The sequence below is a fragment of the Acrocarpospora catenulata genome (genome assembly GCF_018476525.1).
GTDB lineage: Bacteria > Actinomycetota > Actinomycetes > Streptosporangiales > Streptosporangiaceae > Acrocarpospora > Acrocarpospora catenulata.
In genome coordinates, this window is the sequence record NZ_JAHCST010000027.1 from 84,025 (window position 1) to 101,385 (window position 17,361).

Here is a 17,361-nt window from a genome sequence, read left to right on the forward strand (position 1 = left end):
TCAGTCGGGAAGCGCGAGTGGACCGCCGTGGCCGGGCAGGCCCCGGTCGTCCGGGATCTCCTCCTCGACCGCGTGGTCGGCGGTGACGCCCTGGCCGCGGGTCTGCTCGGCGAGGCGCTGGTAGTAGGCCGAGACCGCGGCGAGCGCCTCGCGTACCGCGTTCAGCAGCGTGGCTCCCGCCTGCTCGACGACGTCCGCCTCGTGGATCTCGAACGCCCGAATTCCTTCCAGCACAGCGGTTTTCAGATCGCGCAGCAGTTGCACGTCGCCATGGGCGTAGACGCGGCACAGCGCCGTGACCTGCCGGAAGCCGTCCCCGGTGAGCAGCAGCTCCTTGACGGCGGATACGGAATGCCGGACCAGCCCGACATCAGGCTGCGCGAACATGGCGGCGAGATCGGTGTCGAAGGACCGGATGTCCAGGTCCGGGGCACAGAAGCCGACGGTGAGTTGCCACAGGGTGCGCAGTTCCTCGCGCACCAGCCCGTCCAGATAACTGACCAGGAACCGCCGGTGGGCCTCCAGGACGTACTGCGCCTTGAAGGGCGTCAGCTCCCGGGGGTCCTCGCCCAGGGTGGTGACCGACGTGGTGAATCCGTAGTCGGCGGTCAACGCGTTCTCCATGCCGACCACGAGGTACACCAACCGTACCCAGGTCCGGAACAGCTCCTCCAGCGGCAGCGCGCGCAGACCGCCCTCGGTGAGCACCACGCCCCACCGGGCGCCGAACTGCAGCCGGCGCAGATGGCCGATCTGGTACATCGCGAGTTGGGCGTCGATCTCGGCGTGCGCGTGGTGCAGCACTTTTCGATACGCCGCGGTCGCGTCCAGCCCGACGTGATTGCGGACGATGTGCGGCCCACCGATGTGCAGGTGCAGGAACTCGCTGACGTCGAAGACCGCGCCGCCGATGGCCATCCAGTAGCCCACGTCGGAGGTCGTGTGCTGCGCCAGATCCGACACCTCGAAGCGGGGACCCTGCTGCGCGTGGCCCATGTAGGTGGTGAAGACGTCCTCGCCCAGACGTCCGTCGGCCACCAGCTGGCGGAGGAATTCGCGGCCGTCGCCGGGCACGATGTCGGTCAACGCGTTGAGCACGGAGACGGCGAACCGTGCGCTGCCGCACACGTAGACGTACGCGCCGCGACCGCCATCGTCGGTGGACCGCACCAGCTCCCAGAGCGCGTCCGCCTCGGCCCGGATCACGTCGTCCACCCGGCGCCGCTGCCCGGCCTGGACGACGTGCCGCCGGCCGTCGAATTCGATCGCGGCGTCGGCGCGGGAGAACGCGACGGAGAACTTCAGCCGGCCCTCGGCCGCCGCCGCGTCCAGGTCGGCTTGCTCGACGAATTCCTCCGGCGTCCGGATCCCCAGATAGAGCCGATTCTCGCCCGGCCCGGTACGCGCGGCGACGAACCCCAGGAACGGGGCGATCCCGGAACCGGCCGCGAACATGACGACAGGCCGGGCAGGATCGGCCGGCAGCCGGAACCGGGGCGTGGAGACGATCTGCAGCGACAGCCGCTGCCGGCCCTCGACGCTCGCCCGGCGCAGGAAATGCGATGCCGTACCCTGCCGTTCCCGCGGGTACGACCACGGCGTCTGGGCGGAGGTGTAGTCAAGGCCGGCGACCACCAATCGCAGCGTGGTGGCAGGCTGGCCGGGCGGCGGCGCCGAGGCGATCGAATACAGCCGGAACGGTTCGGGCGGGATCACCGCGCAGAACGCGTCGTCCTCGCGTGGATCGGCCTTCCACAGCCGGGTGACGTCATATCCGCCCGCGTACAACAGGTTCAGGACGTCCCACAGCTCCCACTGGTCCTCCATACGGGAGTCCACCACGCGCTGCCACGCGCCCACGGCGGTCAGTTTCACCAGCCGTTTCGCCAACTCCCGCCCGATCGGCCGGAGCCGGGCGAAGCGCAGCAGTGTCCGCAGCGGCAGCACGTCGACCTCGGCGTAGCCCGCCCGGCAGGCCACCGCCGCCTGCCACTCCGGGGTGAGCCGCACCAGTTCGTCGCCGGTCGCCTGCAGGGCGGCCACGGTGCGGCGCACCAGCTCGTCGTCGTTCTCGGCCAGCACGCCGACCCGGTCACCGGGCAGGTGGTGCACGCCCTGCCCGGCGACGTCGATCTCCAGGTAACAGGTCCAGGCGCCGGACGCTCCGGTGACGACCCGCCCCCGGCGGGCGGTCCCGAACACCACCGGCGCACCCACCGGTGGGCGGCGTTCCTCGCGGACGACGGCCAGCTCGCCGTCCACCTTGTCCCAGGTCCGGTCCTTGAACAGTCCGGTGAACCTGGCCCCGGTCGTCACCTGCCGGCCGACCTTGAAGGCCACCTCCAGGAAGCCGTACGCCTTGATGCGGTGCAGGCCCATCCAGCCGCGGTTGCCCACATAGGCGTCGAGCATGGCGTTGTAGATGCCGCGCAAGGTGCTGTTGCGGGTGTCCTCGACGTACTGGCGTACCGACACCTCGCGCAACGCGGCCACCAGCTCCTGCCAGTGTCGCGGGAAGAATCCGGAGAGGTAGACGCTCTGTTGCCCGACCAGCGTGCCGTAGTCCCGGCGTTCGAGAAACGCGTCCAGCGCGTGGATCTGCGGTTGCGCGGTGCCGCTCGGGCTGGGCGCGCCGTCGAAGATCGGGACGCCCGCGGTGCCGACCGTCTTGGCCCACAGCACCTGGTCGAGCGGATACCGGCCGCGGGGGTTGGGATCGATCTGCGGATAAATGGCCTGGGTGACGTGCTGCAGCCGGTCGAGGATCACCAGCAGCGCGCTCTCCAAGGCGGCGGGATCGTCCGCGACGACGGCCTCCTGGGCATCCAGCATGGCGCCAAGCACGGGCGTGAGCCCCATCGCGAATTCGGTGGTGACCAGGTAGAACACCCGCTCCGCCGCGTTGTTCCAGGTCGGCACGAGCAGGTCCATGTTGTCCAGCGCCCGTGGCCCGGCGGGATCGCGCAGCCGCCAGTTGTAGAAGAACAGATCGATGTAGGAGACGGCCGGGGTCTTCTTGCCCAGTCGGCGCGAGACCGTGGTCCACGGTCGCAGCAGCGACTCGGGCAGAGCGGTCGGCGGGTCGATCGCCATGTACTGATAGGCGTGGGCGAAAACACCTAACATCGTCGAGGCGCGCAACAGGTACCGGTCGGGCAGCGCCTCAGGCCGGGCGTCGAGCACCGGCATCGCGTCGAACGCCCGGCGCAGCGACAGCCGACGGAACAGATCGGGGAGCCGGTCGGTCATCTCGTCCCAAGCTCGGTGCGATTCCGGGAAGGCCAGCAGCGGTAACTCGGCCGGCAGAAAACCGTGCGCGAGCGACAGGAACCCATCGAGTTCGTGCCCGACCCGCTGGTTGTACGCCTCGGCGGCCTCCACCACGCGTCGCGCGGGGATACGCTGCGGCGCGACCGGCCGCAGCATGGTCAGCTGGCTGATATCGACTAACGCCGTAACCTCCGGGTCGAGGAACGTCCACGTCAGCTCGTATCGGCCGATGCGCACCCGATCCCCGGAGACGATCACCTGGCGCGTCACCCGCGCGTCGTTCACGTACGTTCCGTTGGAGCTGCCGAGATCGATGAGCACCAACTGGTTGTCGGCGAACTCCAGCCGCGCGTGGCGCCGGGAGACCATGCTGTCGTCCAGCACCACCGCCGCCGCACCGCTGTCCCGGCCGAGAGTGGCCGGAAGCGTGCACACCCGTTCGCTGGTCTCTCGGGTGTGCCGATCGGTGAGGATCAGCCGGAGTTCAAGAATGGTAGATCACCGCACGGCACAGATCGGCCCGGGACAGCGTGCCCACGAGGGTTCCGTCATCGACCACGGGAAGTCTTCGGATCCCGCGTTCGACCATCACGATCGCCGCCCGGGCGAGTTCGTCGACCGGCCGGACCGTCGCCGTGTCCCGTACGACGAGGGGGTCGATGACGCGGTCGGCGAGGGCGCGGCCCCGCTCCAGGAAAACCCGGAACGCGTCGTGGAGCGTGCCACCGGCGGCGGTCACGTCGTCGAACCCGGGCAGCATGGCCCGCACCAGGTCCTCCTCGGCCAGTGACCCGACGAACCGGCCCTCGTGGTCCACGACCATCAACTGGCCGACCTCCGACACGCTGACCACCTCAGCCGCCCGCCGGATGGTCGCGCCGAGCCGTATGTAGGCCGGGAAGGCCGTCATGACATCACTGACCAGCACGCAACCTCCCAGGTCCGCCCTGCGGTCGTCCCCGCGACAATCGCTTACCTGGCCGCTCATCCGAACAATCTCCCGCGAGTATAGATCGTTACAAATGGGGTGTACACCCACTGGGACGCGGTGCCTGCCCCGCTGGTGCGGGGCTGTTTTCAGTACCCGGCCGGACGCACGAGTCCCGTCTCGTAGGCGTAGACCGCGGCCTGAGTCCGATCCCGCAGGCCGAGCTTGACCAGGATTCGGCTCACATGGGACTTGACGGTCTGTTCCGCGACGACCAGGCACTGGGCGATCTCCGCGTTCGACAGGCCCTGAGCGATCAGCGAGAGGACCTCGGTTTCGCGTTCGGTCAGGTCGCCGACGCGGTCCTTGAGCGGGGCGCGCCGAGCGCCGGTCACCCGGGAGAACTCGGCGATGAGGCGCTTGGTGACATTCGGGGCCAGGAGCGCGTCGCCCGCCGCCACCACCCGTACGGCGTGGGCGAGTTCGGCGGCCGACGCGTCCTTCAGCAGGAACCCGGACGCCCCCGCGCGTAGCGCCTCGTACACGTACTCGTCGATGTCGAAGGTGGTCAGGACGAGCACCTTGACCGCCGCGCCGGGCGCCTCGGTGATGCGGCGGGTCGCCTCGATGCCGCCGAGCCCGGGCATCCGGATGTCCATCAGCACGACGTCCGGCGCGAGTTCGGCGATCTTCGCGACGGCGTCGAGGCCGTCCACGGCCTGGCCGACGACCTCGATGCCGGGTTCGGCGTTGAGCAGCACCGTGAAGCCTTGGCGGACCATCATCTGGTCGTCGGCGATCAACACGCGGATGGTCGTCATGGGGCGTCCTCAACGGGCGTTCTGACGGGCAGGGTCGCGGTCACCTCGTAGCCGCCGTCCGTGGTAGGGCCGGCCGCCAGTTCGCCACCCAGCATGGCCGTACGCTCGCGCATGCCCAGCAGCCCGTGCCCGGGACCCGTGGACGGGGGTGGCGGCCGGTCGGGCGCGGTGTTGGTGATCTGGAGGACAAGCGCGTCGGTCCGGTACCCGATTTTCACGTGCACCGCCGCGCCGGGGGCGTGCCGCATCGCGTTGGACAGCGCCTCCTGGATGATGCGGAACGCCGACAGCTCGACGCCCGGCGACAGCGGGCGCGCCTCACCCGTGGTCTCGATGTCGAGCGCGAGACCGGCGCCGCGCGCGTTGGCGGCCAGTTCCGCCAACCCATCGAGGCTGGGCTGCGGCGCGTGTGGCGGCGTGTCCTGCGACCGCAGCACGCCCAGGACCCGCCGCAGTTCCGTCAGTGCTTCGACGGCGTTCTGGCGGATGCCGGCGAGGTTCTCGGTCAGCTCCTTCGGCGGGTCCTTCACCAGGTGCGGCGCGACCTGCGCCTGGATGGAGATCAACGTCATGTGGTGGGCGACCACGTCATGCAACTCGCGGGCGATCCGGTTGCGCTCCTCAAGCACCGTACGTCTGGCTCGCTCCACGGCCGTGAGCTCCTTCTGCCGGAACAGCCGGGCGCGGGCCACGCGCTCGCCGCGAAGCACGACGCCGATGCCCATCAGGGCGCTGACTGCCGCGCCGGTCACGACGACGGGTACGGCCATCAGGACTTCGTGCGGGCCGATGTTCGGGTTGACGACGTACACGCAGATCGGCCCGGCCAGGAGGGTGATCAGCAGCGTCTCGGCCACCACCCGGGGACGGACCCGCAGGGCCAGCAGGAACAGCACCCCGGCCTGCAACGCGATCAAATGGATGGACCAGGGGAACGCCATCCCTCCGTGCGGAAGCTGGCCGGGAACATCCCAGGACGCGGGGGCACGCTTCACGAGCCACGCGCCGATGACCATGATGGCGGTCGATGCCCACCAGGCCGGAATCGGGCGGACCATCGCGCCGACGAGCGCCGCCGCCTGGAACAGGGCGAGCACCGGGATCGCCGGGTCTACCGAGCCGTTGCCGGCGCCCAGGACCATCAGCATCGCGAACACCACGACCAGGACGTGCGGCAGCCGGGCCAGCCAGCGTGGCCCGTCCATACGCGGCAGCGGATCGGCGGCCACCGTCCACAGGTCCGCGCGCAGGGTACGCCAGACCGTCATTTCGTCCCCCGTTGCCCCCTGGTGGCGAAGGTCCACCCTAGCCACGAGACACCGCCGATGTCAGGACGGGCCGACGCTCCGTACCGCGAAACGCGGCCCAGCACACCAGCAACGCCGCCGCGAAAACCGGCAGCCAGGCCAGCCGGGCGAGCACCCAGCCCGAGCCGTCGGGGACAGTATGCAGACCTGGCAGCGCCCCACCCATGGCCAGCGCGATCGCGGTCACCGCGATCATGGCGGTCTGATGCCAGAGGAAGATCGTCATCGCGGACAGGTTCACCAGAGCCACTGCGGCCCAGGCGGCGGGACGTCGCAGCACCCGGCTCAGCGGACCAAGCAGCAGCAGAGCCGCCCCGCACTGGGCGAGCCCGAAGGCGACGGCCGCGAGAGTCGGCGGATTGAGATTGGAGATCTCGGCACCAGGCACCCCGACCATGGCGGCCGGATAGCCGGCCCACCGGACGAGCCCGGCGGTCACGACCGCGCCACCGACCAGCAGCACCCATCCGGTCCTGCGGCTCCGCAGCCGGCCTCGGGCCCAAGCCGCGCCCAGGCAGTACGGCACCAGCCAGCCGGCCACCACGTTGACCCACCCGAGCCAGGCGGGGCCGCCCAGGCCGTACAGGACAAGGTCGACCAGCGCGACGGCGGCGACCGGCCAGAGCGGGTGCAGGCGGGTGACCAGCGGGGTCACCGCCGTCAGCGCCGCGAAGACGAGCAGGAACCACAGCGGGGACCACACCAGCTTGACCAGTGCGCGCACGGTCCCCAGGTCGGCACCGGCCGCGAGCATCACGCCCGCCGCCACGGCCCATACCGCCACGACGGCGGTGACCGGCCTGGACAGCCGGATGATCCGGGCGCCGAGCCACTGCCCGTACGTCCCGCCCCTGGCGCGGGCGGCGGTGTGACTCTTCGCGCCCATCTGCCCACCCACCAGGAAGAACACCGCAAGCGTCTGGAACAGCCAGGAGACCGGAGCGAGCTGGGGCATGTACCGGAGAGGGCTGGCGGTGCGCAGGGTGCCACTGTCGGCGACCAGCGCGGTCACCAGCCAGTGGCCGAGTATCACGCCGAGGATGGCGAGAGCTCGCAGCGCGTCGGCCGTACGGTCACGTTCGGGCGGGGTCGCGGTCTCGATCCGCCGGATGATGTCACGCACGACGTGCCACGATCCGAGCGATGTTCTCCAAGGCCACGCCAGGTCTCAGGTAGTCACTGTGGCCGCCGTCTCCTGCCTCGAAGACCCGGGCGCCGAACTCAGGTGAGACCGGATCGGTCCCGAATCCCACCCCGGCGAAGGGCAGCCGCGTGTGCGGCACGTCGGCGACCCAGTCGCCGCTGCTCCGACCGGCCCAGACGGTGGCCCGGGTGTCCAGCGCGGCGACGTTGTCCGCACCGACGCCCGGACTGCCACAGAGGAGGATGTCCGTGACGTCCAGCCCGTACGCGGCCTGCCCGCAGACGACAGAACCATAGGAGTGACACACGACCGAGATCCGGGCGGCGGGCTTGGCCGCAGTCAACTCCCGTACGAAAGCCTGAAGGTCAGGGGCGGCCTGGACAGCGCGGCCGGTGGTCAGCGCCTCCAAGCTCACCGTGCTCGGCGTCGCGTACCCGAGCCAGGCGATGACCACGGACCGGTCACCGAGCGCCTGCCGCAGCCTCATCGAGCCACCTCGCAGGAGCCCGTACTTGTCGAGGTTGGTATCAGAGCCCGGGACCAGCACCACGATCCGCTCAGCCCCGGACAGATCGCCGAAGACCTCCACAGCGCGGCCCCCGTCGCGACCGTCGAAGGACAGAAACTGCCGCGCCGGATCCGCCATGGCACGCAACATCGCGGCCCGCCAGTGATCGCCGTGACCGGCGGCCATCCGCTCGGCCGCCCGAATGCCATCACGGCTGGCGGCGTACCGCTCGGCGAGTGCGGCAGGGGTCGCGGCCCGAAATGGGGGCAATGCGGCGGGCGTAGGCGCCGGGACCGCCGCTGGCCGGGCCGCACCCGACAAGGGCCCGGCCAGCGAGGCGGTGACGAGTGTGGAGAGCAGGGCGCGGCGCAGTCTGCGCAGGTGGGACGCCACGGGGTCCTTCCGGGCCGGATTCTCGTACTGACGGCACCGAAACTTACGGATCACATCTCGTGGTCGTCCTCCCGCTTGAGAGCGCATCTCCCGCGTAGCTCTCCGGTATCAGGGGTATGGGTCAGAAAATGCATGCACGTTGCATGCTAGAGTGCCTGCATGGGCATTATTCAGATCCGGGACGTCCCCGAGGCAACGGAACGGACACTGAAGGCGCGGGCCGAGCGGGAAGGCAAGTCGTTGACGGCCTACGTGCGTGACCTCCTGAACGAGGAGGCGGCCACTCCGGCATTGGACGAGGTGATGGCCAAGATCGCCGCCGATGAACCGGTGCCGTACGACCCCGACTTCGTACGCGAGACGATGCGCGAGGGACGCCGGTGAGCTTGGTCGTAGACGCCTCGATCGTGTTCCGCCTCCTGGCGAACGTGAAGGGCGACGATCGGCTCCGGCAGCGGCTGGCCCGCAAGGTACACGCCCCGGCCTTGATCGATGTCGAGATCGCCTCCGTAGTGCGTGGTCACGTGATCACGAGCAAACCGGAGGTACGCATCTCCGAGGCGCGGGCTCAGATCATGCTGGAGCGCTACACCCAACTCAAGATCGTCCGCCACCCGATGCTGCCTCTCCAACCGCGCGTGCTGGACCTGCGGAACAACCTCACCGCCTATGACGGCATGTACGTAGCCCTAGCCGAACTGCTGGAGCTGCCGCTACTCACCGACGATGCCAAATTCGCCGGTTCGACGGGACATCGAGCGGAGATCCACCGCTACCCTCCGCCGCTGGCGTAGGTCACCGATTGCGCCCACGGTCCCGACCCGGACGGCGATGGCCCCGCCGGGCGACCGGCAGGGCCATCGGTAATCCTCAGTTGAACGGGTTGTCGTAGAACGCGGAATTGGTGTGGTACGTGCTGTTTGGGGGGTTGAAACGCACGCCGTCCACAGTGATTGTCACGTTGTTGATGGTGCCGCCAGGCGTTACCTCGCCGCTGAGGAGGGTGGCCTGGCCCTGGCACTGGGAGATCGTCACCGAGGTGCCGCCGCCCGGCAGCGGACTTCGCCAAGCACCGTTGACGGACGCGTACAGAGTGGGCCGGCTGTAGCTGCCCTGCCAGCACACCGCGATCGAGTAGCGGTACTTGGCGTTGCCGTCGTCGAACGCGATCGTTCCGTACGCCCCGGACAGCTTGATGCCTTGTCCGTACACGTCGAGGCTCACCGTCATGTCGGGCCCGTACGTGGCGTGCGCCGGGGCGGACGGCACCACGAGCGCGGCGACCGCCGTCAGAGCAATCGTGAGAACGCGCAAGAAACGTGCCACCATTCTGGACCCTTTCTTTGACAGATGTTTTAAGGTGATTCTTTTGCTCGGCCTTTCATGCTGTCCAGTTGCCTAATATTGACAAATCTGTAACCTTCCCGAATTCGGGATGTTAGCTAGAATGCGCGTTTCGCGATCTCCCGGAAGCCCCTGACCTGCGGCATCCCTGACGGCTTGGCCGCTGGTCGAACCTGGCCCGCATCGCGCTATAAAGCCTCGCTGCCTGCTCAAATGTCCAGAGGCCCCTCATGGGTCATGCTCATAAGAAGCCTTCCGGAAGCCGATTCCGGTTTCGGCCATGATTTATGGATGGCACGCTGCCGCGCTTTTCGGTCTAGCGCAGAACAGGCCCATGTCCACGACCTGAGCCCGTCCCAGCACAGCGCCGCCAAGCGTAGGAACCCGCATGCACGCCGCACGCCTTTCCCTGCGGCGCTGCCGCTTGATCTTCACTGCTGAGAGTCCTCACAAAAGATCGTGCCAAATATTGGCGGAGCGGTACGTGTCACGTCCCCTCCGGTGATCCCCTCACGCGAATCTGCGGTGTGGTGCCAGCGCCGATCTTCCGGCGCTGGTGGACGGACACAGGTCCGCCCATCGAGAGGAACATCAACATGAAGCACATCCGCAGGATGCTTTACCCAGTCGCCGCCCTCGCGGCGACGGCCCTGCCGCTGACGCTGTCCGACGCGGTGCTGGCCGGCGCCGCGCCGACCCAGGCCCACGCCGACCCAGCCCGCATGGTCGCACCGGATCCGGCCACCTGTCCGGAGCGAGTGGCGCTGGCCAACGGCGGCTTCGAACAGCCCGTCGTTAACGGCGGAGCGTGGGCTTTGTTCCCCGATGCCTCGCGGAGCGGCGCGAACGCGGTACCAGGCTGGCGCACGACCTCCACCGATCACCAGATCGAGATCTGGAGCACCCGGATGGGCGTCCCGCCCGCCGAGGGAAAGCAGTTCGGCGAGTTGAACGCCACCCAGGTCGCGACCCTGTACCAGGACCGCCCGACCACGCCCGGGCAGAAGCTGTACTGGCGCCTGTCCCACCGCGGCCGTCTCGGGACCGACACGATGGCACTGGACATCGGTGATCCTGCTGGCCCGGCCCAGCAGGCGATCCTCTCCGACGGAACCGCGAAGTGGGGCACCTACACCGGCACTTACACCGTGCCCGCCGGGATGACGACCACCAGGTTCGCCTTCCGCTCCATCTCCGCCGCCGGGGGAAACCCCTCCGTCGGAAACTTCCTCGACGACGTCTTCTTCGGCACGGCGCCGTGCGTGGTCGTGAGCAAGACCGCGAGTCCGCAGGGGCCGCTGAACGTCGGCGAAGAGATCACCTACCGGCTGACCTCGGTCAACAGGGGCGGCGGCGCAGCGGAGAATGTCCGCCTCACCGACACCGTCCCGGCGGGCACCACTTTCGTACCCGGCTCGCTCCAGGTCGTCAACGGCCCCAACAGCGGCCCCAAGACCGACCAGCCCGGCGACGACCAGGCCGACTTCGACCCCGCCACCGGCAAGATCACCATCACGCTGGGCAACGGCGCGACCGCCGCAGCCGGCGGCCAACTACCCAACAGTGACGACCTGCCCGACGGCACCACCGTCGAGTTCCGGGTCAAGGTCGGCCCGGCCGCCGCGGGTAAGCAGGTCACCAACCAGGGCACGGTCACCTATGAGAACCGGCTCGGCCCCGACCCCGAGCCGCTGACCTCCACCAGCGGCGACACCGTCACCGAGATCAACCCGGCCATCGACCTGAGCGTGGTCAAGACCGCCGAACAGACCCGGGTCACCGTCGGCGGGATGGTCAGCTACCACATAGCCGTCCGCAACGCCGGCCCGAACGACGCCACCGGCGTCGTGGTCAAGGACACGCTGCCTTCCGGGCTCACCCTCCTGTCGGCAACGCCCTCCACCGGCACGTACGCCGGCGACACCTGGACCGTCGGCACACTCCCCGCCGGCGCCACAGTCACACTGACCGTCCGGGCCAAGGCCACCACGGTCGCCGAAACCACCAACACCGCCACCGCAAGCGGCAAGGAACTGGAGCTCGACCCGTCCAACAACAGCGACAGCGTCAAGGTCTGCGTCGACCCCGCGCCTGCCTGCCCGTACTGCACGCCGGAGAACGCGCAGAAGAAGAAGGCCTGACCTACTGAGACCGGGGCAGGCCTGATCCCCGCCTTTCACGAATCATTGGTGTCGCGCACTGGCGCTGCCGCCAGAGGTGGCGGCGTCGGGTGGTTGCCGCAGGTGATGAAGATGCCGGCCAGGGTCGGTGCCGAGCCTGGCCAGCTCGGCACCGGTCGGTCATGCGTGGCCCCCGGCCAGCAGGAAGGGGGCTTCGGCACCGGGCTCAGGCTCGATCCGCGAAGTAGCTGAAGCACGATCTATGGGGTCAGTCGCAGCGGCCGAACATCTGGACATACGTCATGGCCGGGGTGGCCGACACGGACGGGTCCGCGCTGCCGTACGCCGCCTTCGTGTACATCTCGGTGTAGCCCGGCGTGAGGATGGTGGCACGGTGCGGCGGGCTGCCCATCCACCAGGTGACGGCAGCCCTGGGCGTGACGGACGCACGCCCCCACCCGAGGTAGGCGTTCTCACCGACGGCCCAGGAGGTCCCGCGCTTGCAGTAGCCGGCGGCCTTCGCCCTGGCCGCAGGGTCGGTCCCGGTCTCAGGGTTGACATGGACGTCGCAACGCGTCGGATCGGACTTCAGCGGCGTACAGTTGCCGACCTGCGCCACCGTCCCCCACCAGCGGATACGGACCGCAGCGGCGACTTCTTTGGACGTGGCGCTGCTGAGCGCGACGGTCGTACCGCGCAATGCGATGTATCGCTTCACAGGCTGCAACCCGCGACTGATGCCGACCAGGGGAAGGGCCCGTTCGCGGGATCGTCGCCGACGAGGCTGACGCTGCGAAGCGGTCTGAGGAGATCATTTCGCGAACACTTTCGGTAGGGCTGAAGCTCGTTTGCGATATAGGACCCTTGTACGCACCACGCCCACTTCCCGCTCGTCGCTCGATCACCACCACTGATCAGCCGCCGACCACCCCGACCCGTACGGCGAGCGGAGATCCTTGCTCCGGGGGGCTCCCTGATCGACACCTCCTGATATACTGATCTGGATTTATATATACGAGCGAGGGGGCCTCCATGACCAAGACCCTGATCGACCTCGACGACGAGGCTTTGGCCGAGGCCGCGAAGTTGCTCGGCACCTCTTCCAAGAAGGACACGGTCAACGCCGCGCTACGAGAGATCGTCGACCGGCGCAGACGGGCAGCGGCCATAGCTCGCATGCGTGAGATGGTGGCCGAGGGAGAGATCGACTTCTCAGTCATCGAGAAGAGTGACGGCACACACCAGGCGGAGGCGTGACAGAGCTTTACCTCATCGATACCAGTGCCTTGGTCCGTTTCTATCGCGGTCAGGTCGGTTCGGAATGGGATCAAACAGTTTCCGCCGGTCTTGTTGGTATCTGTGAGCCGGTCAGGCAGGAGTACCTCCGAGCAGTCGGCGGCCGACCAGCCTTCTACGAAGCCGACAGCCTGCTCCAGGAAACCTTTCCGTATTACGTCATCCCCGAATCGGCATGGGACGATACAAGCCGACTGCAGCGCGAGCTCGCCGACAAGGGGTGGCACCAATGCGCCTCTCCTGTCGATCTGCTCACAGTGGTAACCGCCCGGCATCACAAGCTCACCGTGCTGCATGCAGACACCGACTTCGACACCATCTCCCGCCTGAACGGACAGCCGACGCGTTGGATCAGCTGACTGGGCACGGGGTTCACGCTGGTGCGGGACAGCAAGAACCCCAGGGGCGAATGCACCCGTTACACGATCAGTGAGTGGCCTGCGTTAACGGCGTGGGCCGTCAAAGTGGGCTGTCTCGCAGCCGACAGGCACCGCCGCAGAGCCTCGCCGTCGCCGGAGGCGTACGCGTGCGCATAGCGGCTCAGCAGCCGGCCTGTTTCGCCGTACGGGTCCACACATGCCGGTAGCCCGCCGGGTTGGCGTTCCAGGGTCATGTCGGCCGCGAACCAAGCCATACCAGGTGTAAGACCATCACCCGGCTCGACGAACTGGGTCATGTGACTCCCAGCGAGTTCGCTCATGTCCTCCGCGAACGTGCGCATAGCCAAAGTGTCCTGATTTGATCGCAGCCTCGCGCACTTCAGCCGTCTACGAGGAGTCGCCTTCAGCATTCCGGCGGTAATAGCGTCTGGCACGCCGCTGTCGGGAAGGGCCGGGCAACCGCACCAGGGCACAGGTGGCCGCCGTCGCAGCGCCAAAGGGCCTTCCTAACAGGGCCTATACCCCACGTATACCGACGTGTCCGAGACTCAGGCACCAGCGCCCATTCGAAGGACAGTAGGGGACATCGATGAAACGCCTCATCAGCTCTGTGACCGTCGTCGTCGTCGCCATCTTCGCCGCCGCCACACCGGCAAGCGCGGCCGAGATCAAGTACGAGCTCCGGCCGCTGAACAGCGGCAAATGTCTGGACGTCGTCAACGGGTCCCGCGCCAACGGCGCCCGGATCCAGCAGTGGACGTGCAGCGGCAACTCGCAGCAGAAGTGGTACATCCGGAGCACGGGCCACCCCAGCGGCGAGCTGTACACGATCGTGTCCGCGCACAGCGGCGCCTGCCTCGACCTGCGCGATAGCAACCCGGGCAACGGGGCCGTAGTACAGCAGTGGACCTGCTCCGGTGGGTACAACCAGCAGTGGTGGCTGACCTGGGACGCCACCATGGGCGCGTACCGCATCAAGGCCGGCGTGGGCGACCGCTGCCTGGACGTGACCGGCGCGTCCACGGCCAATGGCGCATACATGCAGACCTGGGACTGCTTCGCCCCGGGCACCCGCAACCAGCGCTTCCGTCTGGTCGCCTGACTCCGACGCAGTGGCCGCGGAAGACCTCTTCCAGCCACCAGGACGGGCGGCCGGCCGCGGCCTTCGCGTCGATGACCCTGGGGTGTCGCGGGGGCCGACTGCCGCCGTGTGTCCTGTCCCGGGACATGTTTGACCGTGCCATCGTCGGCCGATCTTTCGTGCGTCGTTTGCGGATCTTCGTGCGCGTGAGGCACACAGGCCGATCATCGATCGGTGAGTTCCGCGAGTCTGCGGGCGAGCATGGACCGCTCTGGTTCGTTGCCGACGAGGGCGAGGGCGGCCCGATAGGCAGCTGCCGCCTCGGTAGTACGGCCCAGTCTTCTCAGCAGGTCGGCCCGTGCTGCGGGAAGCAGGTGGTAGCCGCGCAGTTCCTCGGCCTCGGTAAGGTCGTCCAGCAGAGTGAGGCCCGCCTCCGGGCCGTCGCGCATGGCGATAGCCACGGCTCGGTTCAGTGCGACGAGCGGGGATGTCTCAATCTGCAGCAGCACCTCATAGAGCGCGACGATCTGCGGCCAGTCGGTCGTCTCAAAGTCCGTCGCCTCGTCGTGCAGCGCCGCGATCGCCGCTTGCACCGCGTACGGTCCGACGCCGGGACCGGTCAGGGCCGGCACAACGAGCCGCCGGCCCTCGGCGATGAGGTCGGCGTCCCAGAGAGCGCGGTCCTGGTCTTCGAGTAGCACCTGGCCTCCCGCAGCGTCGATCCTGGCCGCACGCCGGGCGTCGGTGAGAAGGAGTAGCGCGAGCAACCCCGTCACCTCTCGTTCCCGGGGGAGCAGCCGATGCAGGATCCGAGCGAGCCGGATGGCTTCGTCGGCCAGGTCGGGGCGGAGGAGGTCGTTGCCGGAGCTGGCGGCATACCCCTCGGTGAAGACGAGGTAGATAACCCGGAGCACGCTGGGCAGCCGCGCGGGCAGCTCGTCCGGCCCCGGAACGCGGAACGGGATGCGCGCATTGCGGATCTTGCGTTTCGCACGCACGATGCGCTGGGCCATCGTCGCGGTGGGCACCAAGAATGCCCGGGCGACCTCGGGTGTGGTCAGGTCTGCGAGAAAGCGCAGCGTCAGCGCGCTCTGTGCCTCCGATGAGAGCGCGGGATGGCAGCAGGTGAAGAACAGCTGCAGCCGCTCGTCGGGGATGTCGTCGAAGCCGGGCTCTGGCGCGACCGCAGCTGCAGCCCGGTCGCTTTCCACCTGCAGTACCGCCAGCCGCTCCGCGTACGTGCGGTCGCGCCGGATCCGGTCGATGGCCTTACGGCGTGCCGTGGCGAGCAACCACGCCAGTGGTTTGTCCGGCACTCCGTCGACCGGCCACCGTTCCAGCGCGGCCTCGATCGCGTCGGAGGCGGTCTCCTCGGCAAGGTCGAGGTCTCCGAACCGGGCAGCGAGCAAGGCGAGCAGCCGGCTCCGGTCTTCGCGGAACACCGCCTCCACGGAGCGGGCCGCTCGCTGCTCGTTCACGACTGATCGGGCTCCCAGACCGTACGGACCTCGACGGTGCCGTGCCGGGCCCCTGGGCACCGAGCCGCCCAGTCGAGCGCGGCATCGAGGTCGGGAACATCGATCAGGTAATAGCCGCCGACGATCTCCCGGGTCTCGGCGAACGGCCCGTCGGTCACGACGCGCTCACCATTCACGCGGACGCGTACGGTGGTCGCGTTCGAGGTGTCCAGGGCGTTGCCGTCGAGCTTGACGCCAGCATCGGAGACGGCCTTCTCGAACGCCATGAACTCTTCCACGGTCGGTCCTTGCGCCGGTCGCTCTTCAGAGGAGTCGGGCGACGGGGTGTTGATCAGCAGCAGATACTTCACGGCACGCTCCTCGTGCATCGGGTGGGTTGCGCAGATATGACGAATGGCCGGCGGGAGAATCGACAGGACGACCGGAGAATCTTGTCGTGAATGTGGGGGCGACCGGGAGTGCCGTCGGAGCGCCATCACTCCTCGTCGGCGGTGTCCGGGTCGCGCAGCGGCCGCATCTCGCCCGGAAGCTCCAGCAGCTGAAACGAGCGCCGGTCAGAAGGTCGCCGTCGGCCGCCTGCATGCCTGTGCGATTGTCACCGTGCATGTCAGCGACACCACGTTGACCATCGAACTTTCCGACGATATCCGGGTGATCCGCCGCACCACGACCCAGCCCGTCCGCAGTATCAAAACGGCCCGGCCCCGCAAGGCCAGTCATGTTTCCTAGGGCACCTGTCAAGCACCACAACTGCAACCACAGACGACAACAGGGCGCTCTCCAAGAGAACGCCCTGGTCAAAGGTGGAGCCGCCTTGGGGAATCGAACCCCAGACCTACGCATTACGAGAAGTAAACGAGGCGTCCACGAGTGTCCACCGCTCACAGAAGTTCCTGCTCGGGACGCCCATCGGGCCTTCAGGATTCCGCCACCATCCACGGTCGTCCATGGCTGCTGTTAGCCTCGGGCTTTCGTCTGGGCGGCGCGGGACCTGATCGTTTGCATAAGAAAAGTGCTCTCTGAACTGGAAGGATAGGGCTTGTCGAAGGTCCTGTCCGCGCCGAGTTCCGGAGCACTTTTCCCATGAACACTATCGCTTCCAGCCACAAGATTGTCGTGTCATCGGACGGGCGGGGAATCCTCAGCCAGGCCGGCGGACTGCTGCTGATCGAGACCCTGCGGGTCAGTGGCCTGGGACAGGGCTTGTCACAGGCTCTATCCCGATGGCGTAAGCCAAGGTCGGTGCACGACCCCGGAAAGATCATCACCGATCTGGCGGTCGCCCTCGCGC

Annotated in this window: 18 protein-coding genes; 7 read left to right on the forward strand and 11 right to left on the reverse strand. The window is 68.1% G+C overall.

Annotation, left to right across the window (positions count from 1 at the left end):
• The 6 genes from KIP79_RS25715 to KIP79_RS25740 all read right to left on the reverse strand — a co-directional run bounded on the left by KIP79_RS25715 (position 1) and on the right by KIP79_RS25740 (position 8,425).
• Positions 1 to 3,705, reverse strand: coding sequence for an FHA domain-containing protein (locus KIP79_RS25715; RefSeq protein WP_214107484.1), 3,705 nt, complete (start codon positions 3,703 to 3,705; stop codon positions 1 to 3).
• A 49-nt stretch (positions 3,706 to 3,754) separates the two neighbouring features.
• On the reverse strand, positions 3,755 to 4,198 hold the full coding sequence (locus tag KIP79_RS25720) for a CBS domain-containing protein (RefSeq protein ID WP_214107485.1): 444 nt from the start codon (positions 4,196 to 4,198) through the stop codon (positions 3,755 to 3,757).
• Positions 4,199 to 4,347: 149 nt separating this feature from the next.
• The gene (locus KIP79_RS25725; protein WP_214107486.1) at positions 4,348 to 5,019 is read right to left on the reverse strand and encodes a response regulator; all 672 of its coding nucleotides are present in this window, start codon (positions 5,017 to 5,019) and stop codon (positions 4,348 to 4,350) included.
• Entirely contained in the window at positions 5,016 to 6,287 is a 1,272-nt protein-coding gene (locus KIP79_RS25730) for a sensor histidine kinase (RefSeq protein WP_214107487.1), read from the reverse strand. The genes KIP79_RS25725 and KIP79_RS25730 overlap by 4 nt, the downstream gene beginning before the upstream one ends.
• A 37-nt stretch (positions 6,288 to 6,324) precedes the next feature.
• Positions 6,325 to 7,449: an acyltransferase family protein gene (locus KIP79_RS25735; RefSeq protein ID WP_214107488.1), complete on the reverse strand. Its 1,125-nt coding sequence runs from the start codon at positions 7,447 to 7,449 to the stop codon at positions 6,325 to 6,327.
• Positions 7,442 to 8,425 carry an alpha/beta fold hydrolase gene (locus tag KIP79_RS25740; protein ID WP_308169890.1) on the reverse strand — a complete coding sequence of 328 codons (984 nt, stop codon included), beginning with the start codon at positions 8,423 to 8,425 and terminating at the stop codon, positions 7,442 to 7,444. The genes KIP79_RS25735 and KIP79_RS25740 overlap by 8 nt, the downstream gene beginning before the upstream one ends.
• A 105-nt stretch (positions 8,426 to 8,530) precedes the next feature.
• On the opposite strand from KIP79_RS25740, the gene KIP79_RS25745 reads away from it, so the two are divergent.
• Both KIP79_RS25745 and KIP79_RS25750 read left to right on the forward strand, forming a co-directional pair.
• Positions 8,531 to 8,755: a FitA-like ribbon-helix-helix domain-containing protein gene (locus tag KIP79_RS25745; RefSeq protein ID WP_155350267.1), complete on the forward strand. Its 225-nt coding sequence runs from the start codon at positions 8,531 to 8,533 to the stop codon at positions 8,753 to 8,755.
• On the forward strand, positions 8,752 to 9,165 hold the full coding sequence (locus tag KIP79_RS25750; RefSeq protein ID WP_214107490.1) for a type II toxin-antitoxin system VapC family toxin: 414 nt from the start codon (positions 8,752 to 8,754) through the stop codon (positions 9,163 to 9,165). The genes KIP79_RS25745 and KIP79_RS25750 overlap by 4 nt, the downstream gene beginning before the upstream one ends.
• Before the next feature lie 76 nt (positions 9,166 to 9,241).
• On the opposite strand, the gene KIP79_RS25755 is transcribed toward KIP79_RS25750, so the two are convergent.
• Complete coding sequence (locus KIP79_RS25755) at positions 9,242 to 9,685, reverse strand: hypothetical protein (RefSeq protein ID WP_214107491.1); 444 nt, start codon at positions 9,683 to 9,685, stop codon at positions 9,242 to 9,244.
• Between the two features lie 644 nt (positions 9,686 to 10,329).
• On the opposite strand from KIP79_RS25755, the gene KIP79_RS25760 reads away from it, so the two are divergent.
• The gene (locus KIP79_RS25760) at positions 10,330 to 11,856 is read left to right on the forward strand and encodes an isopeptide-forming domain-containing fimbrial protein (RefSeq protein ID WP_214107492.1); all 1,527 of its coding nucleotides are present in this window, start codon (positions 10,330 to 10,332) and stop codon (positions 11,854 to 11,856) included.
• A gap of 247 nt (positions 11,857 to 12,103) precedes the next feature.
• Here KIP79_RS25760 and KIP79_RS25765 read toward each other — a convergent pair whose 3' ends face one another.
• Entirely contained in the window at positions 12,104 to 12,553 is a 450-nt protein-coding gene (locus KIP79_RS25765) for a CAP domain-containing protein (RefSeq protein ID WP_214107493.1), read from the reverse strand.
• A gap of 314 nt (positions 12,554 to 12,867) precedes the next feature.
• On the opposite strand from KIP79_RS25765, the gene KIP79_RS25770 reads away from it, so the two are divergent.
• Together KIP79_RS25770 and KIP79_RS25775 are read left to right on the forward strand one after the other, a co-directional pair.
• On the forward strand, positions 12,868 to 13,092 hold the full coding sequence (locus KIP79_RS25770) for a type II toxin-antitoxin system VapB family antitoxin (RefSeq protein ID WP_214107494.1): 225 nt from the start codon (positions 12,868 to 12,870) through the stop codon (positions 13,090 to 13,092).
• The gene (locus KIP79_RS25775) at positions 13,089 to 13,490 is read left to right on the forward strand and encodes a PIN domain nuclease (RefSeq protein ID WP_214107495.1); all 402 of its coding nucleotides are present in this window, start codon (positions 13,089 to 13,091) and stop codon (positions 13,488 to 13,490) included. Before KIP79_RS25770 ends, KIP79_RS25775 begins: the two co-directional genes overlap by 4 nt.
• Positions 13,491 to 13,549: 59 nt before the next feature.
• On the opposite strand, the gene KIP79_RS47370 is transcribed toward KIP79_RS25775, so the two are convergent.
• Positions 13,550 to 13,852 (reverse strand): hypothetical protein, encoded by a 303-nt coding sequence (locus tag KIP79_RS47370; RefSeq protein WP_250213814.1) that lies wholly within the window; start codon positions 13,850 to 13,852, stop codon positions 13,550 to 13,552.
• Positions 13,853 to 14,100: 248 nt separating this feature from the next.
• On the opposite strand from KIP79_RS47370, the gene KIP79_RS25785 reads away from it, so the two are divergent.
• Positions 14,101 to 14,613 (forward strand): RICIN domain-containing protein, encoded by a 513-nt coding sequence (locus KIP79_RS25785; protein WP_214107497.1) that lies wholly within the window; start codon positions 14,101 to 14,103, stop codon positions 14,611 to 14,613.
• A 203-nt stretch (positions 14,614 to 14,816) separates the two neighbouring features.
• Here KIP79_RS25785 and KIP79_RS25790 read toward each other — a convergent pair whose 3' ends face one another.
• A complete protein-coding gene (locus KIP79_RS25790) occupies positions 14,817 to 16,070 on the reverse strand; it encodes an RNA polymerase sigma factor (protein WP_214107498.1) in 1,254 nt (417 codons plus the stop codon).
• Positions 16,067 to 16,420 carry a YciI family protein gene (locus tag KIP79_RS25795; protein WP_214107499.1) on the reverse strand — a complete coding sequence of 118 codons (354 nt, stop codon included), beginning with the start codon at positions 16,418 to 16,420 and terminating at the stop codon, positions 16,067 to 16,069. The genes KIP79_RS25790 and KIP79_RS25795 overlap by 4 nt, the downstream gene beginning before the upstream one ends.
• A 733-nt stretch (positions 16,421 to 17,153) precedes the next feature.
• On the opposite strand from KIP79_RS25795, the gene KIP79_RS25800 reads away from it, so the two are divergent.
• On the forward strand, positions 17,154 to 17,361 hold a 208-nt coding region (locus KIP79_RS25800; protein WP_214107500.1), incomplete at its 3' end, for a transposase.